The organism is Pontivivens nitratireducens (assembly GCF_011290545.1).
Classification (GTDB): Bacteria; Pseudomonadota; Alphaproteobacteria; order Rhodobacterales; family Rhodobacteraceae; genus Pontivivens; species Pontivivens nitratireducens.
Window position 1 is genome coordinate 2,412,680 of sequence record NZ_CP049811.1, and the last position, 19,379, is coordinate 2,432,058.

A 19,379-nucleotide genomic window follows, 5' to 3' on the forward strand; every position below is an offset into this window, starting at 1 on the left:
CGCTCCGCTGGATCGTTGGCAGCATATGTACGTAAACGATGCGGCAACGTCCAGTGGTCAGGCCGATACCGACATGTCTAGCGGGAATGGCCCCCGATGCAGGGGCCATTCCGATAGAGTTGCCGCATTATCCTGCGGTTGCAGGCTCGGCCTTGTCCTTGTCGGAATAGACATAGATCGGCTTGCCATCGCCGTCGATCGCGTCCGGCTTCACGACGACTTCCTCCACCCCTTCCAGGGCGGGCAGGTCGAACATCGTATCCAGCAGGACGCCTTCGAGGATCGAGCGCAGGCCGCGCGCGCCGGTCTTGCGTTCGATTGCCTTCTTGGCGATGGATTTCAACGCCTCGTCGGTGAAGGTGAGCTTGGCGCTCTCCATCTCGAACAGGCGCTGGTATTGCTTGACCAAGGCGTTCTTCGGCTCGGACAGGATCGTGACCAGCGCCTCCTCATCCAGATCGCGCAAGGTTGCGATGACCGGCAGACGGCCGACGAATTCCGGGATCAGGCCGAATTTCAACAGATCCTCGGGCTCCAGCTCCATGAACAGGTCGCCGATGCCCTTCTCGTCCTTGTCACGCACATCCGCGCCGAAGCCCATGGCGGACCCGCGCCCGCGCTGCGCGATGATCTTGTCCAGCCCGGCGAAGGCGCCGCCGCAGATGAACAGGATGTTGGTGGTGTCCACTTGCAGGAATTCCTGCTGCGGATGCTTGCGACCGCCCTGCGGCGGGACGGAGGCGACGGTGCCCTCCATGATCTTGAGCAGGGCCTGCTGCACGCCCTCCCCCGACACGTCGCGGGTGATGGAGGGGTTGTCGGACTTGCGGCTGATTTTGTCCACTTCGTCGATATAGACGATGCCGCGCTGTGCACGCTCGACATTGTATTCGGCCGATTGCAGCAGCTTGAGGATGATGTTCTCGACATCCTCACCGACATAACCCGCCTCGGTCAGCGTCGTGGCATCCGCCATCGTGAACGGCACGTCGAGGATGCGCGCCAGCGTCTGCGCCAGCAACGTCTTGCCGCAGCCGGTCGGGCCGATCAGCATGATGTTGGACTTCGCCAGTTCCACGTCGGTGTTCTTGGACGCATGGTCCAGCCGTTTGTAGTGGTTGTGCACCGCGACGGACAGAACCCGCTTCGCCTGTTCCTGCCCGATGACGTAATCGTCGAGCACCTGACAGATTTCCTGCGGGGTCGGAACACCGTCCGAGGATTTCACGAGGCCGGATTTCGTTTCCTCGCGAATTATATCCGTGCACAGGCCGACGCATTCATCACAGATGAAAACGGTCGGACCCGCGATCAGTTTGCGGACCTCATGCTGGCTCTTTCCGCAGAAGGAGCAATAGAGGGTGTTCTTCGATTCGCCGCCTGATTTGCTCATCGTATTCTCCTCTCACCGGGCTTGGCCTAAGCCGGTGGTCCGTACATTGGAACCTTACCGTTCCGAAATGACAAGGTGTCGGGGCGATTTCGCCCCGGTCCTGTCACATTTTCGTGCCGTCACTTGCGCGAAGGATCACTCCTCCTCCTGCCCGCGCGGCTTGAGAACCTTGTCGATCAGGCCCCATTCCCTGGCATCCTCGGGCATCATGAAGTTGTCACGCTCCAGCGCCAGTTCCACCGTGTCGTAATCCTGCCCGGTATGTTCGACATAGATTTCGTTGAGCCGTTTCTTGAGCTTCTCGGTGTTGCGAGCATGGATCATGATATCCGTTGCCTGCCCTTGATACCCGCCAGAAGGTTGATGAACCATTATCTGGCTGTTGGGCAGCGAGAAGCGCATATCCTTCGCGCCCGCGGTCAGCAGCAGCGACCCCATCGAGGCCGCCTGACCCACGCACAGGGTTGAGACCTTGGGCTTGATATATTGCATCGTGTCATAGATCGAGAGGCCCGACGTCACCACGCCACCGGGCGAATTGATGTACATCTGGATCTCGGTCTTGGGGTTTTCCGCCTCAAGCCACAGCAGCTGTGCGACAACAAGAGACGCCATACCGTCATGGACCGGTCCGTTCACGAAAACGATCCGCTCCTTGAGCAGTCGAGAGAAAATGTCGAACGCGCGTTCACCGCGGGCCGACTGTTCCACGACCATAGGCACGAGGTTCATGTAGGTATCGATCGGGTCTTTCATGGCCTGTGCCTCATCCTTCGGCTGCGCGGATTGCAACCTTGTCCTTGGGAAAGTTCCGATAGGTGTAATGACGCGCCGGGGGGTCTGCAAGGGCACCTCGGACATGTTGGTCAAAGGCACGTAGGGTAGCATCCCTGCGGTGGGCAGATATTTGGCCCGGCGATGCCTTGCAGATGCCCTGAGAGAAATCCTTCGTTGACCTTGCCGCCGTGCGGGCGAAACTCGTGACAAGTGCAAATCAGCCAAGGAAAGCCCATGCGCCTCGCCCTGATGCAAGCCCCGCCCACCGTCACACCCGCGCGCGCGGTCAAACGCCTGTCCGACGCCGCGGCGGAGGCAAAGGCAAGCGGCGCGGACCTGCTGATGACGCCCGAGATGTATCTGAGCGGCTATACGGTCGGCCGCGCGGCCCTGGATGAACGGCAGAGTACGCTGGACGCCGGCCTGTGGGCGCAGGCTGCCGGGATCGCGCGAAAGCACGGCATCGCGATACTGGTCGGCGGGCCGGAGGCCGGAGGTTTCAACACCGTCGCACTGTTCGACGCCACCGGCAGGTTGATCACATCCTATCGCAAGACGCATCTTTACGGCGATGTGGACCGCGCGCAATTCGTCGCAGGGGATGCCTTGTCCGAGGTCTTCGACTTTTGCGGACTGCGCTGCGCGCTGGCGATCTGTTTCGACATCGAGTTTCCCGAACTGGCCCGTAGCCTGGCCCGGCGCGGGGCGGAGGTGTTGCTGGTTCCGACCGCAAACATGCATCCCTATACCGGCGTTGCCACGCGGCTGGTGCCTGCGCGGGCCCACGAAAACGGTCTGGCCATCGGCTACGCCAATTTCACCGGCCCCGACGGCATGTTCGACTATTGCGGGCTGAGCTGTATCGTGGGACCGGATGGTGAGGATCTGGCTCGCGCGGGGGATGCGACGGGCCTGGTGCTCGGCAATATAGACCGGGACGATGTGACGCGGGTCCGCGGCGATCTCGATTATCTCTCCCAGACCCGGACGGAGCTCTACGAATGAGCCCAGATACCGTAACCGCATTCGGTCCCGATTTCCCGTTTTCCTACGACAAGTGGCTGGGCCACCCTGCCGGGCTGGGGGCCGTACCGGCGAAAATGCACGGGGCGAAGGTCGCCGTGATCGGCGCGGGCATGGCGGGCATTACCGCGGCTTACGAATTGATGCGCATGGGTCTGCATCCCGTCATCTATGAACCGGGCCAGATCGGGGGGCGTCTGCGCTCACAGCCCTTCGTCGGGCAGACGGATATCGTGGCGGAACTGGGCGGGATGCGGTTCCCGAAATCGTCGCGGGCCTTTTACCACTACGTCAACAAACTGGGGTTGAAGACGCGGCCCTTTCCAAACCCGCTGACACCAGCCGCAGGTTCGACGGTGATCGAGATCGAGGGGCGCAGGCACTATGCCGAAACGCTGGAGGATCTGCCCGACCTTTACCGTGAAGTGGCGGAGGCCTACGATTCCGCGTTGGAGGAAGGGGCAAGGTTCTCGGACCTGAAGGCGGCAATCGCGGCCCGCGACCCGGCGCGGATCAAGGCGATCTGGGACCCGTTGGTCGCCGCGTGGGATGAGCGGACCTTCTACGATTTCGTCGTGTCCTCGGATGCGTTTCAAAAGCTGTCCTTCCACCATCGGGAGGTCTTCGGACAGGTCGGATTCGGCACCGGCGGCTGGGACAGCGACTTTCCGAACTCGATGCTGGAGATTCTGCGCGTAAACCTGACCGAACTGGACGAGAATCAGCACATGATCGCGGGCGGTGCGGCGCAGGTGCCGCAAGGCCTCTTCGCCCACTCCCCCGTACGCCCCGTACACTGGCCCCACGGCACGTCCCTGAAATCATTGCACAATGGTGCCCCCCGCCCCGGCGCGGCGAAGATCTTCCGCGACGATGCTGGCAAGCTGTCCGTCACGGATATCTGGGGCAGCACGCAGACATTCGAGGCGATGATCGTCACCTGTCAAAGCTGGCTGATGACCACCGCCATCGACACGCAGGAGGAGCTGTTCTCACCCAAATTGTGGATGGCGCTGGACCGGACCCGCTACATGCAAAGCTCCAAGACCTTCGTGATGACGGACCGGGCGTTCTGGCGGGATCGGGACGCGGACGGGCGCGAAGTCATGTCCATGACCCTGACCGACCGGCTGACGCGCGGCACCTATCTGCTGGATCAGGGTGAGGGGCGGCCCGGCGTGATGTGCCTCAGCTATGCCTGGATGACCGACGCGCTGAAGATGTTGCCCCTGCCGACCGAAAAGCGCGTCGCACTGGCCCTGGGCGCGTTGGAGAAGATCTATCCCGATGTGGACATTCGCGGCCACATCATCGGCGATCCCATCACCGTCAGTTGGGAGGCGGACCCCAATTTCCTCGGCGCGTTCAAGGGCGCCCTGCCCGGCCATTACCGATACAACCACCGGATGTATTCACACTTCATGCAAGACCACCATGCCCGCGCCGAAAAGGGCGTCTTCCTGGCGGGGGACGATGTCAGCTGGACACCCGGCTGGGTCGAGGGGGCAGTATCCACCGCCCTCAACGCCGTGTGGGGTGTGATGCATCATCTGGGCGGCCGGACGGAACGCAACAATCCCGGTCCCGGCGACTGTTGGAAGGATCTGGGGCCGGTCGAATTGGGGGAGTAAGTCAAATGGAACGCATCGGGATAATCGGGCTGGGCCGTATGGGCGCAGCAATGGCTCAGCGGTTTGCCGCGCAGGGGCGTGAGGTTGTCGGGTGGACCAGATCGGGCCGCACGGTTCAGGGCGTGGCGGCGGCAGCGTCGATAGATGAGGTCGTCGCGCGGTCCGATGTCGTAATCCTGAGCCTGTATGACGACGCCGCCGTCGCGGAGGTGCTCAACAAGGTGCTGACACTCGACCTAACGGGACGGCTGATCGTCGAGACGAGCACCGTCGTTCCTGATTTGCTCAAGGATCGGATCGCGCATATCGAAGCCTTGGGTGCCGATGCCGTTGACGCCCCGATCTCAGGCGGACCCGAAATGGTGGCGGAGGGGCGTTGCGGTATCTTTATCGGAGGGCGTGCCGAGGCCGCCGCCCGGGCACAGGGCGTGCTGGATGCCATTTCGGATCGTATCTTCCATGTGGGACCATTGGGCGCCGGGCTGGTGATGAAGGTGGTGAACAACGCGATGTTCCAGCATTATTTCAACGGTTTGGCTGAAATGCTGCCCCTCGCGCGCAAGGCAGGTCTGACCCTGGAGACGGCGCTCGGGATCGTGTCGGGCGGGCCGGCGGGAATTCCCATGGTCGCGGATCGTCTGCCGAGAGTTCTGGGTGACGATGACAGCGTCGGTTTCGCCCTGACGGGAGTGGCCAAGGACAATGACGTGTTCAGACGGGTCGTGCAGGCCCATGATCTGCCCACGGACAAGCTGGACGTCTTCGCCCGCCACCTCGACGATGCGATCGCAGCGGGCTACGGCACGCGCGATATCGCGGCCTTCATCAACTACGCCTATGAGGATATCGGCAGGGACTGAACGAAAAGGGCGCCCCCCGGATTATCTGGAGGACGCCCTTTCCTATTTCGAAACGGAGAGGATTACTCCTCGTCCATGTCCTCGATCGCCTTTTGAAGCTCGTCCTTGGTGACGGTCTTCTCCTCGATCTTGGCCTGCTCCAGGATGTGATCCACAACCTTGTCCTCGAACAGGGGTGCGCGGATTTGCTGCAGCGCCTGCTGGTTGGACTGGATGAAGTCGAAGAACGCCTTTTCCTGACCGGGATATTGCTGCGCCTGACGGAACACCGCCTGTTGCAGTTCCTGATCGGAGACCTGGATTTCCTGCTTCTGACCGACTTCGGCCAGCAGCAGGCCGAGGCGGACGCGGCGGGTGGCCAGCGTGATGTGCTCCTCGGTCGGCTCGATCTTCTCGTGGTTGTGGCCCTCGACCTCGGGGTTTTCCTCATGCCAGAGTTGATGCGCGATCTGTTGCGCCTCAGAGTCCAGCATCGAGGGCGGCAGGTCGAAGTCCACGGCCTTGTCCAGCGCATCCAGCAGATTGCGCTTGGTCACGGTGCGCGCGGCATTGGCATATTCGGCGGCCAGACGTTCGCGCAACTGGCCCTTCAGCGCCTCAAGGTCCTCGGCACCGTATTTCGTCGCCAGCTCGTCATTGACCTCGGCCGGCTTCGGCTCGGACACAGCCTTGATGGTCACGTCGAACACGGCGGCCTTTCCGGCCAGGTTCGGGGCCTGATAGTCCTCGGGGAAGGAAACCTCGACGGCTTTCTCCTCACCTTCCTTCGCACCCACCAGCTGCTCCTCGAAGCCGGGGATGAACTGGCCGGAGCCGAGCACCAGCGGGAAATCCTCGGCGGAGCCGCCCTCGAATGCCTCACCGTCGATCTTGCCCACGAAATCCATCGTGACCTGATCGCCGTCCTTCGCCTTGGAGCCCTTGCGCCGCTTCTCGAAGTTCTGGGCAGTGGCGGCGAGGTTGTTCAGCGCGTCGTCCACGGCCTCATCATCGACGGTGGCGGTCATCTTCTCGACCGTCAGGGACGCAAAATCGACCTCGGGGATCTCGGGCAGTTTTTCGTAGGACACATCGACGACGACATCGTCGCCCTCTTTCCAGTCCTCGTTCTTCATCGTGACGTTGGGCTGCATGGCGGGACGATCGCCGGTGGAGTCGAAATGCGACTTCAGCGCCTCGTCGATCCCCTCCTGCATCGCCTCGCCCAGCACGGACTTGCCGAACTGCTTTTTCAGCAGCGCCTTGGGGACCTTGCCCTTGCGAAAGCCCTTCATCTGTACTTCGGGACGTGCCGCTTCGAGCTTTTCGTCCACCTTGGCTTCCAGCTCGGACGCCGACATCGTGATCTCGTAGCCCCGCTTCAGGCCTTCGTTCTGGGTCTCGTTGACCTGCATTCGTCTCACCTCAGTCTATGCCCACAGGGGGCGTCACATCTTGTTCCGTCGGCCCGTTGGTGCGGGCGAAGGGACTCGAACCCCCACGCCTTGCGGCACCAGAACCTAAATCTGGCGTGTCTACCAATTCCACCACGCCCGCATCGGGCCGTAATCCGCTGAAGTTTCCTTCGCGAAATCCGGCCTCGGATAGCAGAGCGCCGGGGGGGACGCTAGGGGGAATTGGCGCTGAGCCGCCGCAGAACCGCCGGGATCTGCTCCGGCAGGTCCTCCGCGATCAGTCCGGGGCCGAATTCCAGGGCACATTCCGTATGCAGCCAGGCCGCCGTGGCAGCGGCCTCATGCGGGGTGTCGCCCCGGGCGAGCAGCCCCGCGATCATGCCCGAAAGCACGTCCCCCGAACCCGCAGTGGCCAGCCACGGCGCCGCGCGGGCGTAAACGGCGGGGTTGAGGCTGATGCGCCCGTCCGGATCCGCGACAACGGTGTCCGGTCCCTTCAACAAGACGGTACATCCCGCGCGTGCGGCGGCGGCGCGCGCCGCATCCATTCTGGAAAAGGCCGGGCCGCGCGCCGGCATCGCATCGAGCCGGTCGGCGATGTCGGGAAACAGACGCGCAAACTCACCCCCATGGGGTGTCAGGACGCATCTGTCGTGCAGCATCGCGAACAATTCCTGCGGATCGTCGGCAAAGGCGGACAGGGCGTCAGCGTCCAGCACCGTGCCACGCGAAGCGGCCAGCGCCACCGGGACCAGATCACGCGCGCGATCCCCGCCAAGACCGGGGCCGAGGCACAGGGCCTTGATCCGCTCATCCGTCAGCATCTCCTCCAACCCACGGGCATCGCGGATGGCATGCAGCATGATCGCGTCGAGATGCGCGGCATTCTCGATCAACGCGGCGGGCGGAGGGGCGACCGTGACCAGCCCCGCCCCGATCCGAAGCGCGGCCCGCGCCGACAGCCGGGCCGCGCCCCCCTTTCCGACGGAGCCTGCGGCGACCACGGCATGACCGTGCGAAAACTTGTGCCCTCCAGCCCTCTTGCCCAGACAGGGAACCTGCCCCCGCTTGAGTGTTTCCTCACCGATCAGGGTCGCGGAAACGGTTTCATGCGGGTAGGTCGGCTCGCGGTCCAGACCGAGCGGCTGGACGCTCAGCCGTCCGCAATGCGCCGGTCCGTCCGAAAGGTAGTGCCCCGGTTTGGCCCGGTGGAACGTGACCGTCAGATCGGCCCGCACCGCACTGCCGAGCGGACGCCCACTGTCCGAGCACAGACCCGTCGGCAGATCCACGGAAACGATTCGGCAGCGGTCGCGGGGCTTGCGTTCGCCGGGCTTATATTCATTGAGGAATTTCACCGTAGCCTCGATTGCGCCCTGCAAGGGACGGGTGGCACCGATTCCCAGAATCGCATCGACGATAAGATCGCATTCCTCGCGCAGGTCAGTGAACAAGGATGCGGGCTGAACGGGCGCCGTCTCCGTCCAACCTTGCGCGTTGATCGCGGCATCCGGGGGCAGTTTCGCAACCTCGCCATATGCGAACACCGTCACGTCCCAGCCCCGGTCGCGCAGCAGCCGCGCCACGACGAACCCGTCCCCGCCATTGTTACCGGGTCCGCACAGCACGGCGGCCCTGCCCGGGGTCACTGCGAAATGCGGCCAGTGTTCCAGCATCGCCGCGATCACGCCGCGTCCGGCCCGTTCCATCAGATCAAGTCCAGTGACGCGGCCATTGTCGATTGCTGCCCGCTCCACGGCGCGCATCTGATCGGCGGTCAGGAGTTCGGGCATGGTGCTTCCTTCTCAAATCGCCCGGATTTCAGGCACATTGCACAAACTTTGTGCAGAAACTCGGGAATCGACAAATGGACGTGTCGCCTCATTTATCACAGGATTGAAATGCCAGACGCCCGGTGTTTGGTATCCGTTCAAAGAACCGTCGTAGAGGACCCTACCCATGAAGAAGATCGAAGCGATCATCAAACCCTTCAAACTCGACGAGGTGAAAGAGGCGCTTCAGGAGGTCGGCATTCAAGGCCTCTCCGTGATCGAGGCAAAGGGTTTCGGTCGGCAGAAGGGTCACACCGAACTGTATCGCGGCGCGGAATACGTCGTGGATTTCCTGCCCAAGGTTAAGATCGAGGTCGTGATCGACGACGCGATGGTAGACCCCGCGATCGAGGCGATCGTGAATGCAGCCAAGACCGGCAAGATCGGTGACGGCAAGATTTTCGTGATGGACGTAACCCACGCCATTCGTATTCGGACCGGAGAAGAGGGCGCAGACGCGCTCTGATCTCCGACGCAACCCCCCCTAAGAATAAAGCTGAGAGGAAAACCGATGAGTGCAAACTCCGATCTAGTGAAGATGATCAAGGATGAGGATATCGCCTATGTCGATATTCGTTTCACCGACCCGCGCGGCAAATTGCAGCACGTGACCGTGGTCAGCGATCTGGTCGATGAGGACTTCCTCGAAGAAGGCTTCATGTTCGACGGCTCGTCCATTGCGGGCTGGAAGGCGATCAACAATTCCGACATGAAACTGATGGCGGACGTGTCCAGCGCATATCTCGACCCGTTTTATGCCGAGAAGACGCTGTGCGTGCACTGCACCGTGGTTGAGCCGGACACCGGCGAGATCTATGACCGCGACCCCCGCGGCACCGCGGAGCGGGCCGAGGCATACCTGAAATCCTCCGGCATGGGCGACGTATTCTATTGCGGCCCCGAGGCGGAATTCTTCATCTTCGACGACGTGCGTTACTCCGTCGCGATGAACAAGGTGTCCTTTGAGGTCGATGCGGTCGACGGCGCATGGAACACCGATGCCCAGTACGAAATGGGCAATACCGGCCACCGTCCGGGCATCAAGGGCGGCTACTTCCCCGTGAACCCGGTCGATCCCGCACAGGATCTGCGCTCGGAAATGCTGTCCACCATGAAGCGGATGGGCATCAAGGTCGACAAGCACCACCACGAGGTCGCGTCGAACCAGCACGAACTGGGCATGATCTTCGACTCGCTGACCAAGCAGGCCGACAACCTTCAGAAATACAAATACGTCATCCACAACGTGGCAGACGCCTATGGCAAGACGGCGACCTTCATGCCCAAGCCGATGGCAGGCGACAACGGCACCGGGATGCACGTGAACATGTCGATCTGGAAGGACGGCAAGCCGCTGTTCGCAGGCGACAAATACGCGGACTTGTCGGATGAGGCGCTGTATTTCATCGGCGGTATCCTCAAGCACGCGAAGGCGCTGAACGCCTTCACGAACCCGTCCACCAACTCCTACAAGCGTCTGATCCCCGGCTTCGAGGCGCCGGTTCTGCGTGCGTATTCCGCGTCCAACCGTTCGGGCTGCGTGCGTATTCCGTGGACGGAAAGCCCCAAGGCAAAGCGTGTCGAGGCCCGCTTCCCCGATCCGTCCGCCAACCCGTATCTGTGCTTCGCGGCCCTGCTGATGGCCGGCCTGGACGGCATCGCAAACAAGATCGATCCCGGCGAGGCGAACGACAAGGATCTCTACGACCTGCCCCCCGAGGAACTGGCCGAGATCCCGACCGTCTGCGCCAGCCTGCGTGAGGCGCTCGACGAACTTCAGAAGGACTATGAATTCCTGACGGCGGGCAACGTCTTCAGCAAGGAACAGATCGACGCCTATTGCGATCTGAAATGGGAAGAGGTCTATGCCTACGAGCACACGCCGCACCCCATTGAGTACAAGTTGTACTACTCCTGCTAATTCATTGAAATTGAAACTAAAGGGCGTCCCACGGGGCGCCCTTTTACGTTAACAGCGCCCGAACCCGATCCCCGCCCTTGTATGCGCGCTGTACGGGCGGCAGATCGTCGAACGCGGCGAGCAGCCCGGTGCGCTGCGCCGTGCTCAACCCGCCCAGCGGGCAGATATCCGTCTTGATGCTGAAAACGATCGCGCCGGTTTGCGGCAGCTTGACCAGGCTCTGCCGTTCGACACGGATGTAGAGTTCACCAGACCAGTCCGCGCGCTTTTCCTCATATTCCCGACGGGGATGGAACAGGTCCGCATCCGGGTAGATCAGCCAGTTCGCCCGCCACAGCGGCTGTTCCACGCGGATCGCATCGAACAGCCGCTGTACCCGCCGGGCCAGATCGCCGGCATAAAACGGCACCGGTTCGTGGATCGCGTCCAGCGGTCGGCCCAGCTTTTGCGACAGCGTCCAATGGGACGGAAAGCACAGAACGCCGTCGGTCAGCACCCAGTCCTTGCCCTGACGTTCCTTGCCCTGGCGTTGCAGGATCAGCAAATCTTCCTGAACCTGTTGCGCGGCACGGATCAAGGGATGATCGCCGTCCGGCGGTATGTCTACGCCCAGCGTCCGCCCAACCAGTTCGCACACCTCGACCGAGGGCGCCATGTCATCGCCACAGCCGAAAACCTGCTCGCGCCTTGTGTCGATCAGGTGGTTTCGCAATGCCATCTGATCCGCATGACACGCATCGCGCTGTAACCAGTCATGCGGATCGAGCGGTTGCACACCGGGATTGCGGCGTGTGGCAGGCTTCATCCACGGGGTTTGCTCGGGATGTTGCAAGATCAATGGCATGGCGCGGGTTCAGCCCCTCGGCGCGTCGTCGAATCGGACCGGCAAGAACGCAGAATCCTGCTCAACCTCCAGCATTTCGACCGCCAGTTGCAGCGCCTGTGCCGTTGCGAGACAGCCGTTCCGATTGGCCCGTTCGCGCGCGCACAGCAAGTCATTCCGCAACTTTTCCAGAACGGGTACATGCGTCGGCTGAGGCAAAGCGTTCGGGTGCCGTGACTGTTCCAAGGTTGATCCTTCGCAGGTTTCACGAAGAAGCGTAGCCGATTACGTCAGTCTGACAACGAATTTGTGATATGGGCCCACCTTACGCTGATTTCATCGTGCAGGCGCACTGCCTTCTGCATTAACGCGACTTGGGCGTTGGCGGATACGATCTGTCCAACGGATCGGGGCCGTGCCTAAGTAGAGCCCGATGAATCAGCAATGAACGGGGATGTCATGGCGACGGAAAAACTGACGTTAGAGGGGCATGCGGGACAAATGCTGGCCGCACGACTGGATCGCCCCGAGGGGCCGCATCTGGCGACGGCGACCTTTGTCCACAGCTTCACCTGCTCCAAGGACATTCCCGCAACGCGCCGAATCGCGGCCCGACTTCACCGGCCAACCTGTTGGCGGTGATCGAGCATACCGGGCAGGACCGGATCACGATGGGCGGGCATGACTGGGGGCCGCTGTCCCTATGCCGCCGCATTCGCCACGCGAACAGGATCGAGGCGCTGATCGTGATGAACGGGGTGCATCCGATCTGCTTTCAACGCGCGCTCAGCGCGGGAGGCCCGCAATTCGCCGCCAGCGCCTATATCGACTAGATGTACAGAGGTTGAGCCAGCCGTTTTCGCCAAGCCACGCTGGCTGCCGGGCGGTTTTTTGCGCCGCTCGCATATCGCGCAGCCGCTTGTCGTGTTCCGCCTGACGCACCATAAGAAGGGGGCACGCAACGACCAGTCACATTCGGGAGAATGAAGCATGGAAGACACCTTGAGCATCACGGACGCCGCGATCTGGCTGCCGGCGCTGGCGATCCTGGTCCTGCTATTCGTATCCGCCTTCTTTTCCGGTTCCGAAACCGCTCTGACAGCGGCGAACCGTGCCAAGCTGCACGGGATGGAGGGGGAAGGATCCGCGCGCGCGCTGCATCTGAAGGAAGATTCCGAGCGCCTGATCGGGGGCATCCTGCTGGGCAACAACCTCGCCAACATTCTGGCAACCTCGCTGGCGACCGCTTTGTTCACGACGTTGCTTGGCGAAAACGGGGTGGCGGCGGCGACGCTGATAATGACTGCGCTGGTCCTGATCTTTGCCGAGGTTCTGCCCAAGACCTATGCCATCATCAATCCTGAAAGGATGGCCGCCTTCGTCGCGCTGCCTATCGGGCTGATCGTCAAGATTCTGGCCCCCGTCGTCAATTTCGTGCGCTTCATCGTGCGGGTGACGTTGCGGATCTTCGGCGTGCCGACCGATCCGGAGGCGCAGATCATGGCCCATGAGGAAATCGCGGAGGCGATCACCCTTCACGCATCCGAAGGGACCGTGGAAAAGGACGACCGCGACCGCCTACTCGCCGCGCTCGACCTGAAGCTGCGCACCGTGGAGGAGATCATGATCCACCGGCGCAATATCGAGATGATCGACGCCGAATTGCCGCCGGAGAAGATCCTCGACACCTGCCTTCGCTCCCCCCACACCCGCATTCCGGTGTTCCGCGGCGAACCGGAAAACATTGTCGGCGTGATCCATGCAAAGGACTTGCTGCGCGCGGTGGACAAACTGATCCGTGGTGAGGGTGGCCTGAGCGCGCTGGCCAATTTCGATGTGATGGACGTGGTGATGGAACCGTGGTTCGTCCCCGACGCCACCACACTGGATGACCAGATGCGCGCGTTCCTGCACCGCCACAGCCATTTCGCACTGGTGGTCGATGAATACGGCGCCCTGCAAGGATTGGTGACGCTGGAGGATATTCTGGAGGAGATCGTCGGTGACATCACCGATGAGACCGATGTGGAGGTCGAGGGCATCGAGCGTTTCGCAGACGGAACCGTGCTGGTCGAGGGCACGATGAGCATCCGCGACCTGAACCGCGCAACCGACTGGTCCCTGCCCGATGAGGAGGCGAACACCATCGCCGGGCTGGTCATCCACGAGGCGCAGACGATCCCCACCACGGGTCAGGTCTTCTCGTTCGGCGGGTTTCGCATCGAAGTGGTGGAGCGGGAACGCAATCGCCTGCACAAACTGCGCATTCGCCCGCTGTAACCTTCGCCAGCATTCACAACGCGCGATTGGGATGCCTTGCGCGACTGTTAAACCGGTGTCGGGGGCTAGGTGAGGCCGCCTGCCCGGCCCTAAAGACATAGCCGAACGCTCCACCGGCCAGCATCGCGCGCCTCACTAGCGCCCGCGGAACAGGCCACCCAGGATGCCCCGCGTGATCTGACGCCCCATTTGGGTGCCGAGCTGACGGGCGAGGGATTTTCCGAACGTTTTCGCAACACTGTCCGAGCGGGAGCGGCTGCCGCCGGTCTTCACCGATCCGGGGCTGTAGCGACGCCCGCTGTTATATTCACGAGAGGTCGGCGCGCTGCGACTGCCCCGATAGGATCGGTCGGGCGCGGGTGCCTCGACCGGGTCATCCTCCGCCTCGACAGCGGACTCGGCGCGTTTTCTCAGGATCTCGAACGCGCTTTCCCGGTCGAGCGCCACATCGTATTTCGCGCCTAACGCCGAGGCCGCCATAACGCCGCCGCGTTCCGCATCGGTGATCGGTCCCATGCGTGAGGATGGTGGCCGGATCAGCGTGCGTTCGGCAATGCCGGGCACGCCCTTCTTTTGCAGATAGCTGGTGACAGCCTCACCTATCCCAACCTCGCGGATGGCATCCTCCGTATCGAAGCGGGGATTGGGGCGGAACGTTTCGGCGGCGGCGCGCAGGCCCTTTTGATCGCGCGGCGTGTAGGCGCGCAGGGCGTGCTGCACGCGGTTGCCCAGCTGGCCCAGGATGTCAGGCGGTATGTCATCGGGGTTCTGCGTGACGAACCAGACACCAACCCCCTTGGACCGGATTAGACGGGCCACCTGCTCAACCTTGTCTATCAACGCGTCCGGCGCATCGTCGAACAGCAGGTGCGCCTCGTCGAAAAAGAATACGAAACGCGGCTTGTCGGGATCTCCGACCTCGGGCAACTGCTCGAACAGCTCACTGAGCAGCCACAGAAGGAAGGTCGCGTAAAGCCCCGGCGCCTGCATCAATCTGTCTGCGGCCAGCACGTTGATCCGCCCGCGACCGTCCGCGTCGAGCGCGATCATGTCATCGAGGTTTAGCGCGGGTTCCCCGAACAGCAACGCGCCGCCCTGATTTTCCAGCACCAGCAAACGGCGCTGAATGGTCCCGACCGAGGCGCGCGAGACATTGCCGTAGCGCAGGCTAAGCTCGGACCCATTCTCCCCCACCCACACCAGAAGCGCCTGTAAATCCTTCAGATCCAGCAGAGCCAGCCCCTGTTCATCCGCGACGCGAAACGCGATGTTGAGGACCCCCTCCTGCGCCTCGCTCAGCTCCAGCAGGCGGGCCAGCAGCAACGGCCCCATCTCCGCGACGGTGGTTCGCACGGGATGGCCCTTCTCACCGAACATGTCCCAGAACGTGACCGGAAAGGCCGCATACTCGTATGGGTCGAGGCCGATGGTGCCTGCGCGTTCCATCAGATTGGCGTGCATTGGCGACGATGCCGATCCGGGCTGGCACAAACCGGCCAGATCGCCCTTCACGTCGGACAGGAAGACCGGCACGCCCGCAGCCGAAAACCCCTCGGCCAGGATCTGCAACGTCACCGTCTTTCCCGTACCCGTGGCCCCCGCGATCAGGCCATGGCGGTTGGCGTATTTCAGTTTCAGCAGTTGCGCCTGATCCTGTGCCGGACCACCGCCGCCGGTAAAAATACTGTCGTTCATCATGCTCTCCTGCCGCTGCGGTGTCAGGGCAGATTACAGGTTCGGGCCGCTCAGGCCATTGCCAAATCGCGTCGCACAGCTTCGTTACAGGGTTTGCGTACACGGCCTATTGACGGGTTCGCATTCATTACGTAGCGTTCATTCATGGCAACGGTACGCCCGGTCTGACAGGGATATAACCGCGAAACGCGGATGTGGAAAAGGGCACCCGATCGGGTGTCCTTTTCTCGTTCTGGACTAGGTGTATCCTACGGCAATGGCATCGCGTTGACAGCGCATGGCTTAGCTGACAGGTCTTTGCGGCGACAGCCTGTCCGGTGGGCGCACGCAGCGTATATCGGTCGGCACGATTGGCCATAGGCCTGAGTGATAATTGGTTTGACATAAAACGGGGTCCGACATGACTTTTCGCGCCATCGCTATAACAGCACTTCTGTGCTCCCTGGGCACAGGCACCTTCGCCCAGGACGGCCCGACCACCGGCTTTTCCGCACCAGCGCCTGCGCCTGCGCCCGCTCCGGCCCCCGCGCCAGAGCCGGAACCGGAAGCCCCGGCGACCCCCGCGGTGGAGCGGACGGGCGGCGTTCCCGATACGGTGGTGAACCAGTTCAACGATTGGGAACTGCGCTGCGTGGGCGATACGGATGAATGCATCCTGTTCCAGATCGCGAACAACGATCTGGGTCGGCCCGCCGCCGAATTCTCGCTGCTCAAGCTGGCAGCCGGCTCCCCCGCTGCTGCCGGGATTACGGCGGTGTTCCCGCTGGGCGTCATCCTGCCCGAGGGTGTGGTGTTTCGCGTCGATCAGGGCCGTGCCCAGCAATTCCAGTACAGCTTTTGCGTCGAAAGCGGCTGCGTCGCACGCTTTGGACTGAACCAGGGTCAGGTGGACGCGATGAAGGCGGGCAACAACCTGACGCTGACCGTATCCGCGATCAACGTACAGGAAAACCCGATCGAGCTGACGATCAGTCTGGCAGGCTTCACCGCCGCCTACGAGGCACTGCAATAGAAACCGGAAACCATCATTCGAGGGAAAGGGGCGCTGCGGCGTCCCTTTTCGTTAGACCCGCTGCTAGGCTCAAACCCGCTGCAAGGCCAGAACCGCGTTCAATCCGCCAAAGGCAAAGGCGTTGCTCAACACCAGTGAGACATCGGCATCGCGCGCCTCGTTCGGCACCACGTCCAAGTCGCAATCCGGGTCCGGCAGCTCGTATCCGATGGTCGGCGCGATGACCCCCTCGCGCAGGGCCATGATGCAGGCCAACAGCTCCACCGCGCCAGTGCCGCCGATCAGATGACCGTGCATCGACTTGGTGGCGGAGATCATCAATTCATCCGCATGAGCGCCGAAAACTTCACGCACCGCCGCACATTCGGAACGGTCATTCGCAGCCGTTCCTGTGCCGTGCGCGTTGATATAGCCCACCTGCGAAGCATCCGCCCCCGCCGAGCGCAGGGCGCCGCGCATGGCGCGGACGGCCCCTTCACGGCTGGGCATCACGATGTCGGAGGCGTCCGAGCTCATCGCGAAGCCCGTGACCTCGGCCAAGATCTCGGCCCCGCGCGCGCGGGCATGCTCGTATTCCTCGAACACGAAGACCGCCGCTCCCTCACCCTGCACCATGCCGTTGCGGTTCTTCGAGAAGGGGCGGCAGGCGTCACGCGACATGACGCGCAGCCCCTCCCACGCCTTGATCCCGCCGAAGACCAACATGGATTCCGATCCACCCGTCAACATCGCGTCGGCATTGCCCAGCTTGATCGTCTCGAACGCCTGTCCCATCGCATGATTGGACGACGCGCAGGCGGTGGACACGGTATAGGTCGGTCCCTTCAACCCGTAGGTCATCGAGATATGAGAGGCAGCGGCATTGTTCATTAACCGGGGAATGACGAAGGGATGAACGCGGTTCTTCCCCTCCTCATACACCGTCCGGTAATTCTCATCTATGGTTTGAAGCCCGCCACCGGAATTGCCCATAACGACACCGGTTCGCGGGGCCAGCGCCTCGTCGATCTCAAGCCCTGACTGGGCCATGGCCTCCGCCGCTGCGATAAGGGCGAACTGGGTGTTGGGATCGTAGAGCGAGAGCTGCTGACGGCTGAACCGTGTGGCCGGATCGTAATCGCGCACCTGTCCGCCGATCTGGATCGACAGACGTTCCACGTCGCGGAAATGCAAGCGGCCGATGCCGTTGCGCCCCTCGCGCATTGCGGCGCAGGTTTCCCCCGCACTGTGGCCGAGCGCGTTGATCGCACCCTGCCCTGTTATGACGACACGGCGCATCCTAGGCCGGCTTTGCCGCGACCAGTTGCTTGACCGCGTTCACCATGCTCTGCACGTTCGAGATGTCGAACTGCGAGTCCTGCGGATCATTCGCGTTGAACGGAACCTGTACGTCGAATTCCTCTTCGATCGCGAACACCGCCTCCACCAGTCCCAGACTGTCGATCCCCAGATCGTCCAGCGTTGCATCCATGCTGACCTCCGAAGGGTCCAGAACGGCTTGCTCCGCGATGATCGCGCGCATCTTTTCGGTAACTTCATCGGACATCGGTCGGCCCTCGTTGCGTCGGTTCGGGTCTTAGCTTTTGTTTTCGGTGTTTGAAACCAATTTGTGAAGCGCGTTCAGTTTCTCGGACATCATCGGCAGTCGGCGCATAGCCTTGAACATCTTTATGAACGTTTCCTGCTTCAACGCGGGATAGCCCATGACGACGGTGCGTTCGGGAACCCGCGTGGCCACGCCCGAGCCTGCCAGCGCGATGGAATCGTCCCCGATGCTGATATGATCCGCGACACCGACACGCCCGCCCAGAACGACCCGTTTGCCGATCTTCGTCGAACCGGCGATGCCGACCTGCGCGCACAACAGCGTCGTATCATCCACCTGCACGTTGTGACCGATCATCACATGCGCATCGACCTTGACCCCGTCGCCGATGCGCGTGTCCGAGACGGTGCCCTTGTCGATGACCGAGCAGGAGCCAACCTCCACATCGTCACCGATCACGACCGACCCGAGGGAGTTGATCCTTTCGTGCCGATCCGGTTTCATCGAGGCGCTGATCGTGCCGGCGGCCATGTAATCCTCGACCGCGCTGGGCTGGGCCGTGACGAAGGAAAAACCGTCGCCGCCGATCACCGCGTTCATCTGGCCGATGAAACGATCCCCGATGCGGACCTCGCTGCCGATGCGGCAACCCGCCATCAGACAGGCGTCCTCGCCTATCGTTACATCGTCACCGACGGTAACCTGCGGATCAATGCGCCCCCCGGCGCCGATGCGCGTCCGGGCCCCGATCACGGCCAGCGCACCGACTGTCACGTCCGGGGCGAGCTGGGCGGTCGGATCGACGATGGCGCTGGGATGTATGCCGTCCCGCGTGGGTTTGCGGTCGAACAGACGTGAGAGACCGGCCATCGCGTAGCGCGGTCTGCTGACCAGAACGGCCGCAGTCAGGCCTAGGGCCTGCCAGTCGGTGCCCTCACGCAGAACCGCCATGCGCACGGGACTGTCGGCAAGCTGCGCCACGAACGCATCGTCCATCGCCAGCGCCAGATCATCGGCTCCGGCCTCATCCGGCTGACGCGGGCGAGCCGGTCGCAGGGTGATATCCCCAACGGCCTCTGCGCCGATCTGTTCGGCAATCTTTTCTATCGTAAGGTCCATCGTCCGCACTCCATTTCAGCACCGATATAAAGTGCGAACGATGATGATGAAAGGCATGGCTGGCCTGCGTCCG

At 62.4% G+C, this 19,379-nt stretch carries 18 protein-coding genes, 1 tRNA gene and 1 pseudogene; 9 read left to right on the top strand and 11 right to left on the bottom strand.

The features are described 5' to 3' along the window. Window positions 1–127: 127 nt before the first annotated feature. Together clpX and G8E03_RS11965 are read right to left on the bottom strand one after the other, a co-directional pair. On the bottom strand, window positions 128–1,393 hold the full coding sequence (gene clpX / locus G8E03_RS11960; RefSeq protein ID WP_166192173.1) for an ATP-dependent Clp protease ATP-binding subunit ClpX: 1,266 nt from the start codon (window positions 1,391–1,393) through the stop codon (window positions 128–130). A 135-nt stretch (window positions 1,394–1,528) separates the two neighbouring features. Next, a complete protein-coding gene (locus tag G8E03_RS11965) occupies window positions 1,529–2,149 on the bottom strand; it encodes an ATP-dependent Clp protease proteolytic subunit (protein ID WP_166192176.1) in 621 nt (206 codons plus the stop codon). 255 nt (window positions 2,150–2,404) lie between these two features. Here G8E03_RS11965 and G8E03_RS11970 point away from each other — a divergent pair, with 255 nt between their 5' ends. The 3 genes from G8E03_RS11970 to G8E03_RS11980 are packed head-to-tail and all read left to right on the top strand — an operon-like array spanning window position 2,405 to window position 5,684. Further along, the gene (locus G8E03_RS11970; protein ID WP_166192179.1) at window positions 2,405–3,175 is read left to right on the top strand and encodes a carbon-nitrogen hydrolase family protein; all 771 of its coding nucleotides are present in this window, start codon (window positions 2,405–2,407) and stop codon (window positions 3,173–3,175) included. Next, window positions 3,172–4,824, top strand: a complete 1,653-nt coding sequence (locus G8E03_RS11975) for a flavin monoamine oxidase family protein (RefSeq protein WP_166192182.1) — start codon at window positions 3,172–3,174, stop codon at window positions 4,822–4,824. The genes G8E03_RS11970 and G8E03_RS11975 overlap by 4 nt, the downstream gene beginning before the upstream one ends. 5 nt (window positions 4,825–4,829) lie before the next feature. Beyond that, the gene (locus tag G8E03_RS11980; RefSeq protein WP_166192185.1) at window positions 4,830–5,684 is read left to right on the top strand and encodes an NAD(P)-dependent oxidoreductase; all 855 of its coding nucleotides are present in this window, start codon (window positions 4,830–4,832) and stop codon (window positions 5,682–5,684) included. Between the two features lie 62 nt (window positions 5,685–5,746). Here the strand turns inward: G8E03_RS11980 and tig are convergent, their stop codons facing one another. The 3 genes from tig to G8E03_RS11995 form a co-directional block, all read right to left on the bottom strand. After that, window positions 5,747–7,078, bottom strand: a complete 1,332-nt coding sequence (tig, locus tag G8E03_RS11985) for a trigger factor (protein ID WP_166192188.1) — start codon at window positions 7,076–7,078, stop codon at window positions 5,747–5,749. Between the two features lie 57 nt (window positions 7,079–7,135). Continuing rightward, window positions 7,136–7,220: transfer RNA gene (locus tag G8E03_RS11990), tRNA-Leu, on the bottom strand. A 70-nt stretch (window positions 7,221–7,290) separates the two neighbouring features. Further along, window positions 7,291–8,871, bottom strand: a complete 1,581-nt coding sequence (locus tag G8E03_RS11995) for an NAD(P)H-hydrate dehydratase (protein ID WP_166192191.1) — start codon at window positions 8,869–8,871, stop codon at window positions 7,291–7,293. A 166-nt stretch (window positions 8,872–9,037) separates the two neighbouring features. Between G8E03_RS11995 and G8E03_RS12000 the strand changes: the two genes are divergently transcribed. Both G8E03_RS12000 and glnA read left to right on the top strand, forming a co-directional pair. Next, window positions 9,038–9,376: a P-II family nitrogen regulator gene (locus tag G8E03_RS12000; RefSeq protein WP_166192194.1), complete on the top strand. Its 339-nt coding sequence runs from the start codon at window positions 9,038–9,040 to the stop codon at window positions 9,374–9,376. 45 nt (window positions 9,377–9,421) lie between these two features. Then, window positions 9,422–10,831 (top strand): type I glutamate--ammonia ligase, encoded by a 1,410-nt coding sequence (gene glnA / locus G8E03_RS12005; protein ID WP_166192197.1) that lies wholly within the window; start codon window positions 9,422–9,424, stop codon window positions 10,829–10,831. A 43-nt stretch (window positions 10,832–10,874) separates the two neighbouring features. On the opposite strand, the gene G8E03_RS12010 is transcribed toward glnA, so the two are convergent. After that, on the bottom strand, window positions 10,875–11,636 hold the full coding sequence (locus G8E03_RS12010) for a heme-dependent oxidative N-demethylase family protein (protein WP_205793099.1): 762 nt from the start codon (window positions 11,634–11,636) through the stop codon (window positions 10,875–10,877). A 48-nt stretch (window positions 11,637–11,684) separates the two neighbouring features. Further along, window positions 11,685–11,900 carry a hypothetical protein gene (locus G8E03_RS12015; RefSeq protein WP_166192203.1) on the bottom strand — a complete coding sequence of 72 codons (216 nt, stop codon included), beginning with the start codon at window positions 11,898–11,900 and terminating at the stop codon, window positions 11,685–11,687. A gap of 213 nt (window positions 11,901–12,113) precedes the next feature. Between G8E03_RS12015 and G8E03_RS12020 the strand changes: the two are divergent. The 3 genes and pseudogenes from G8E03_RS12020 to G8E03_RS12030 all read left to right on the top strand — a co-directional run. Then, window positions 12,114–12,272 (top strand): annotated as a pseudogene (locus G8E03_RS12020) (osmotically inducible protein C); the annotation flags it as partial. Window positions 12,273–12,286: 14 nt separating this feature from the next. Then, window positions 12,287–12,487, top strand: coding sequence for an alpha/beta hydrolase (locus tag G8E03_RS12025; RefSeq protein ID WP_166192206.1), 201 nt, complete (start codon window positions 12,287–12,289; stop codon window positions 12,485–12,487). A gap of 157 nt (window positions 12,488–12,644) precedes the next feature. Further along, the gene (locus tag G8E03_RS12030; RefSeq protein WP_166192209.1) at window positions 12,645–13,934 is read left to right on the top strand and encodes an HlyC/CorC family transporter; all 1,290 of its coding nucleotides are present in this window, start codon (window positions 12,645–12,647) and stop codon (window positions 13,932–13,934) included. Between the two features lie 135 nt (window positions 13,935–14,069). Here G8E03_RS12030 and G8E03_RS12035 read toward each other — a convergent pair whose 3' ends face one another. Then, a complete protein-coding gene (locus G8E03_RS12035; protein WP_166192211.1) occupies window positions 14,070–15,629 on the bottom strand; it encodes a helicase HerA-like domain-containing protein in 1,560 nt (519 codons plus the stop codon). Window positions 15,630–16,029: 400 nt separating this feature from the next. Here G8E03_RS12035 and G8E03_RS12040 point away from each other — a divergent pair, with 400 nt between their 5' ends. Further along, complete coding sequence (locus G8E03_RS12040) at window positions 16,030–16,641, top strand: invasion associated locus B family protein (protein ID WP_166192214.1); 612 nt, start codon at window positions 16,030–16,032, stop codon at window positions 16,639–16,641. A gap of 69 nt (window positions 16,642–16,710) precedes the next feature. Here the strand turns inward: G8E03_RS12040 and G8E03_RS12045 are convergent, their stop codons facing one another. The 3 genes from G8E03_RS12045 to lpxD are packed head-to-tail and all read right to left on the bottom strand — an operon-like array spanning window position 16,711 to window position 19,306. After that, window positions 16,711–17,919: a beta-ketoacyl-[acyl-carrier-protein] synthase family protein gene (locus G8E03_RS12045; RefSeq protein WP_166192217.1), complete on the bottom strand. Its 1,209-nt coding sequence runs from the start codon at window positions 17,917–17,919 to the stop codon at window positions 16,711–16,713. Window position 17,920: 1 nt separating this feature from the next. After that, complete coding sequence (locus G8E03_RS12050) at window positions 17,921–18,187, bottom strand: acyl carrier protein (protein WP_166192220.1); 267 nt, start codon at window positions 18,185–18,187, stop codon at window positions 17,921–17,923. Between the two features lie 30 nt (window positions 18,188–18,217). Then, complete coding sequence (gene lpxD / locus G8E03_RS12055) at window positions 18,218–19,306, bottom strand: UDP-3-O-(3-hydroxymyristoyl)glucosamine N-acyltransferase (RefSeq protein ID WP_166192223.1); 1,089 nt, start codon at window positions 19,304–19,306, stop codon at window positions 18,218–18,220. Window positions 19,307–19,379: the final 73 nt, after the last annotated feature.

Bases quoted from the DNA above. Each gene is read 5' to 3' on its own strand.
- clpX (WP_166192173.1), bottom strand. From the start codon at position 1,393: ATGAGCAAATCAGGCGGCGAATCGAAGAACACCCTCTATTGCTCCTTC.
- G8E03_RS11965 (WP_166192176.1), bottom strand. From the start codon at position 2,149: ATGAAAGACCCGATCGATACCTACATGAACCTCGTGCCTATGGTCGTG.
- G8E03_RS11970 (WP_166192179.1), top strand. From the start codon at position 2,405: ATGCGCCTCGCCCTGATGCAAGCCCCGCCCACCGTCACACCCGCGCGC.
- G8E03_RS11975 (WP_166192182.1), top strand. From the start codon at position 3,172: ATGAGCCCAGATACCGTAACCGCATTCGGTCCCGATTTCCCGTTTTCC.
- G8E03_RS11980 (WP_166192185.1), top strand. From the start codon at position 4,830: ATGGAACGCATCGGGATAATCGGGCTGGGCCGTATGGGCGCAGCAATG.
- tig (WP_166192188.1), bottom strand. From the start codon at position 7,078: ATGCAGGTCAACGAGACCCAGAACGAAGGCCTGAAGCGGGGCTACGAG.
- G8E03_RS11995 (WP_166192191.1), bottom strand. From the start codon at position 8,871: ATGCCCGAACTCCTGACCGCCGATCAGATGCGCGCCGTGGAGCGGGCA.
- G8E03_RS12000 (WP_166192194.1), top strand. From the start codon at position 9,038: ATGAAGAAGATCGAAGCGATCATCAAACCCTTCAAACTCGACGAGGTG.
- glnA (WP_166192197.1), top strand. From the start codon at position 9,422: ATGAGTGCAAACTCCGATCTAGTGAAGATGATCAAGGATGAGGATATC.
- G8E03_RS12010 (WP_205793099.1), bottom strand. From the start codon at position 11,636: ATGAAGCCTGCCACACGCCGCAATCCCGGTGTGCAACCGCTCGATCCG.
- G8E03_RS12030 (WP_166192209.1), top strand. From the start codon at position 12,645: ATGGAAGACACCTTGAGCATCACGGACGCCGCGATCTGGCTGCCGGCG.
- G8E03_RS12035 (WP_166192211.1), bottom strand. From the start codon at position 15,629: ATGAACGACAGTATTTTTACCGGCGGCGGTGGTCCGGCACAGGATCAG.
- G8E03_RS12040 (WP_166192214.1), top strand. From the start codon at position 16,030: ATGACTTTTCGCGCCATCGCTATAACAGCACTTCTGTGCTCCCTGGGC.
- G8E03_RS12045 (WP_166192217.1), bottom strand. From the start codon at position 17,919: ATGCGCCGTGTCGTCATAACAGGGCAGGGTGCGATCAACGCGCTCGGC.
- G8E03_RS12050 (WP_166192220.1), bottom strand. From the start codon at position 18,187: ATGTCCGATGAAGTTACCGAAAAGATGCGCGCGATCATCGCGGAGCAA.
- lpxD (WP_166192223.1), bottom strand. From the start codon at position 19,306: ATGGACCTTACGATAGAAAAGATTGCCGAACAGATCGGCGCAGAGGCC.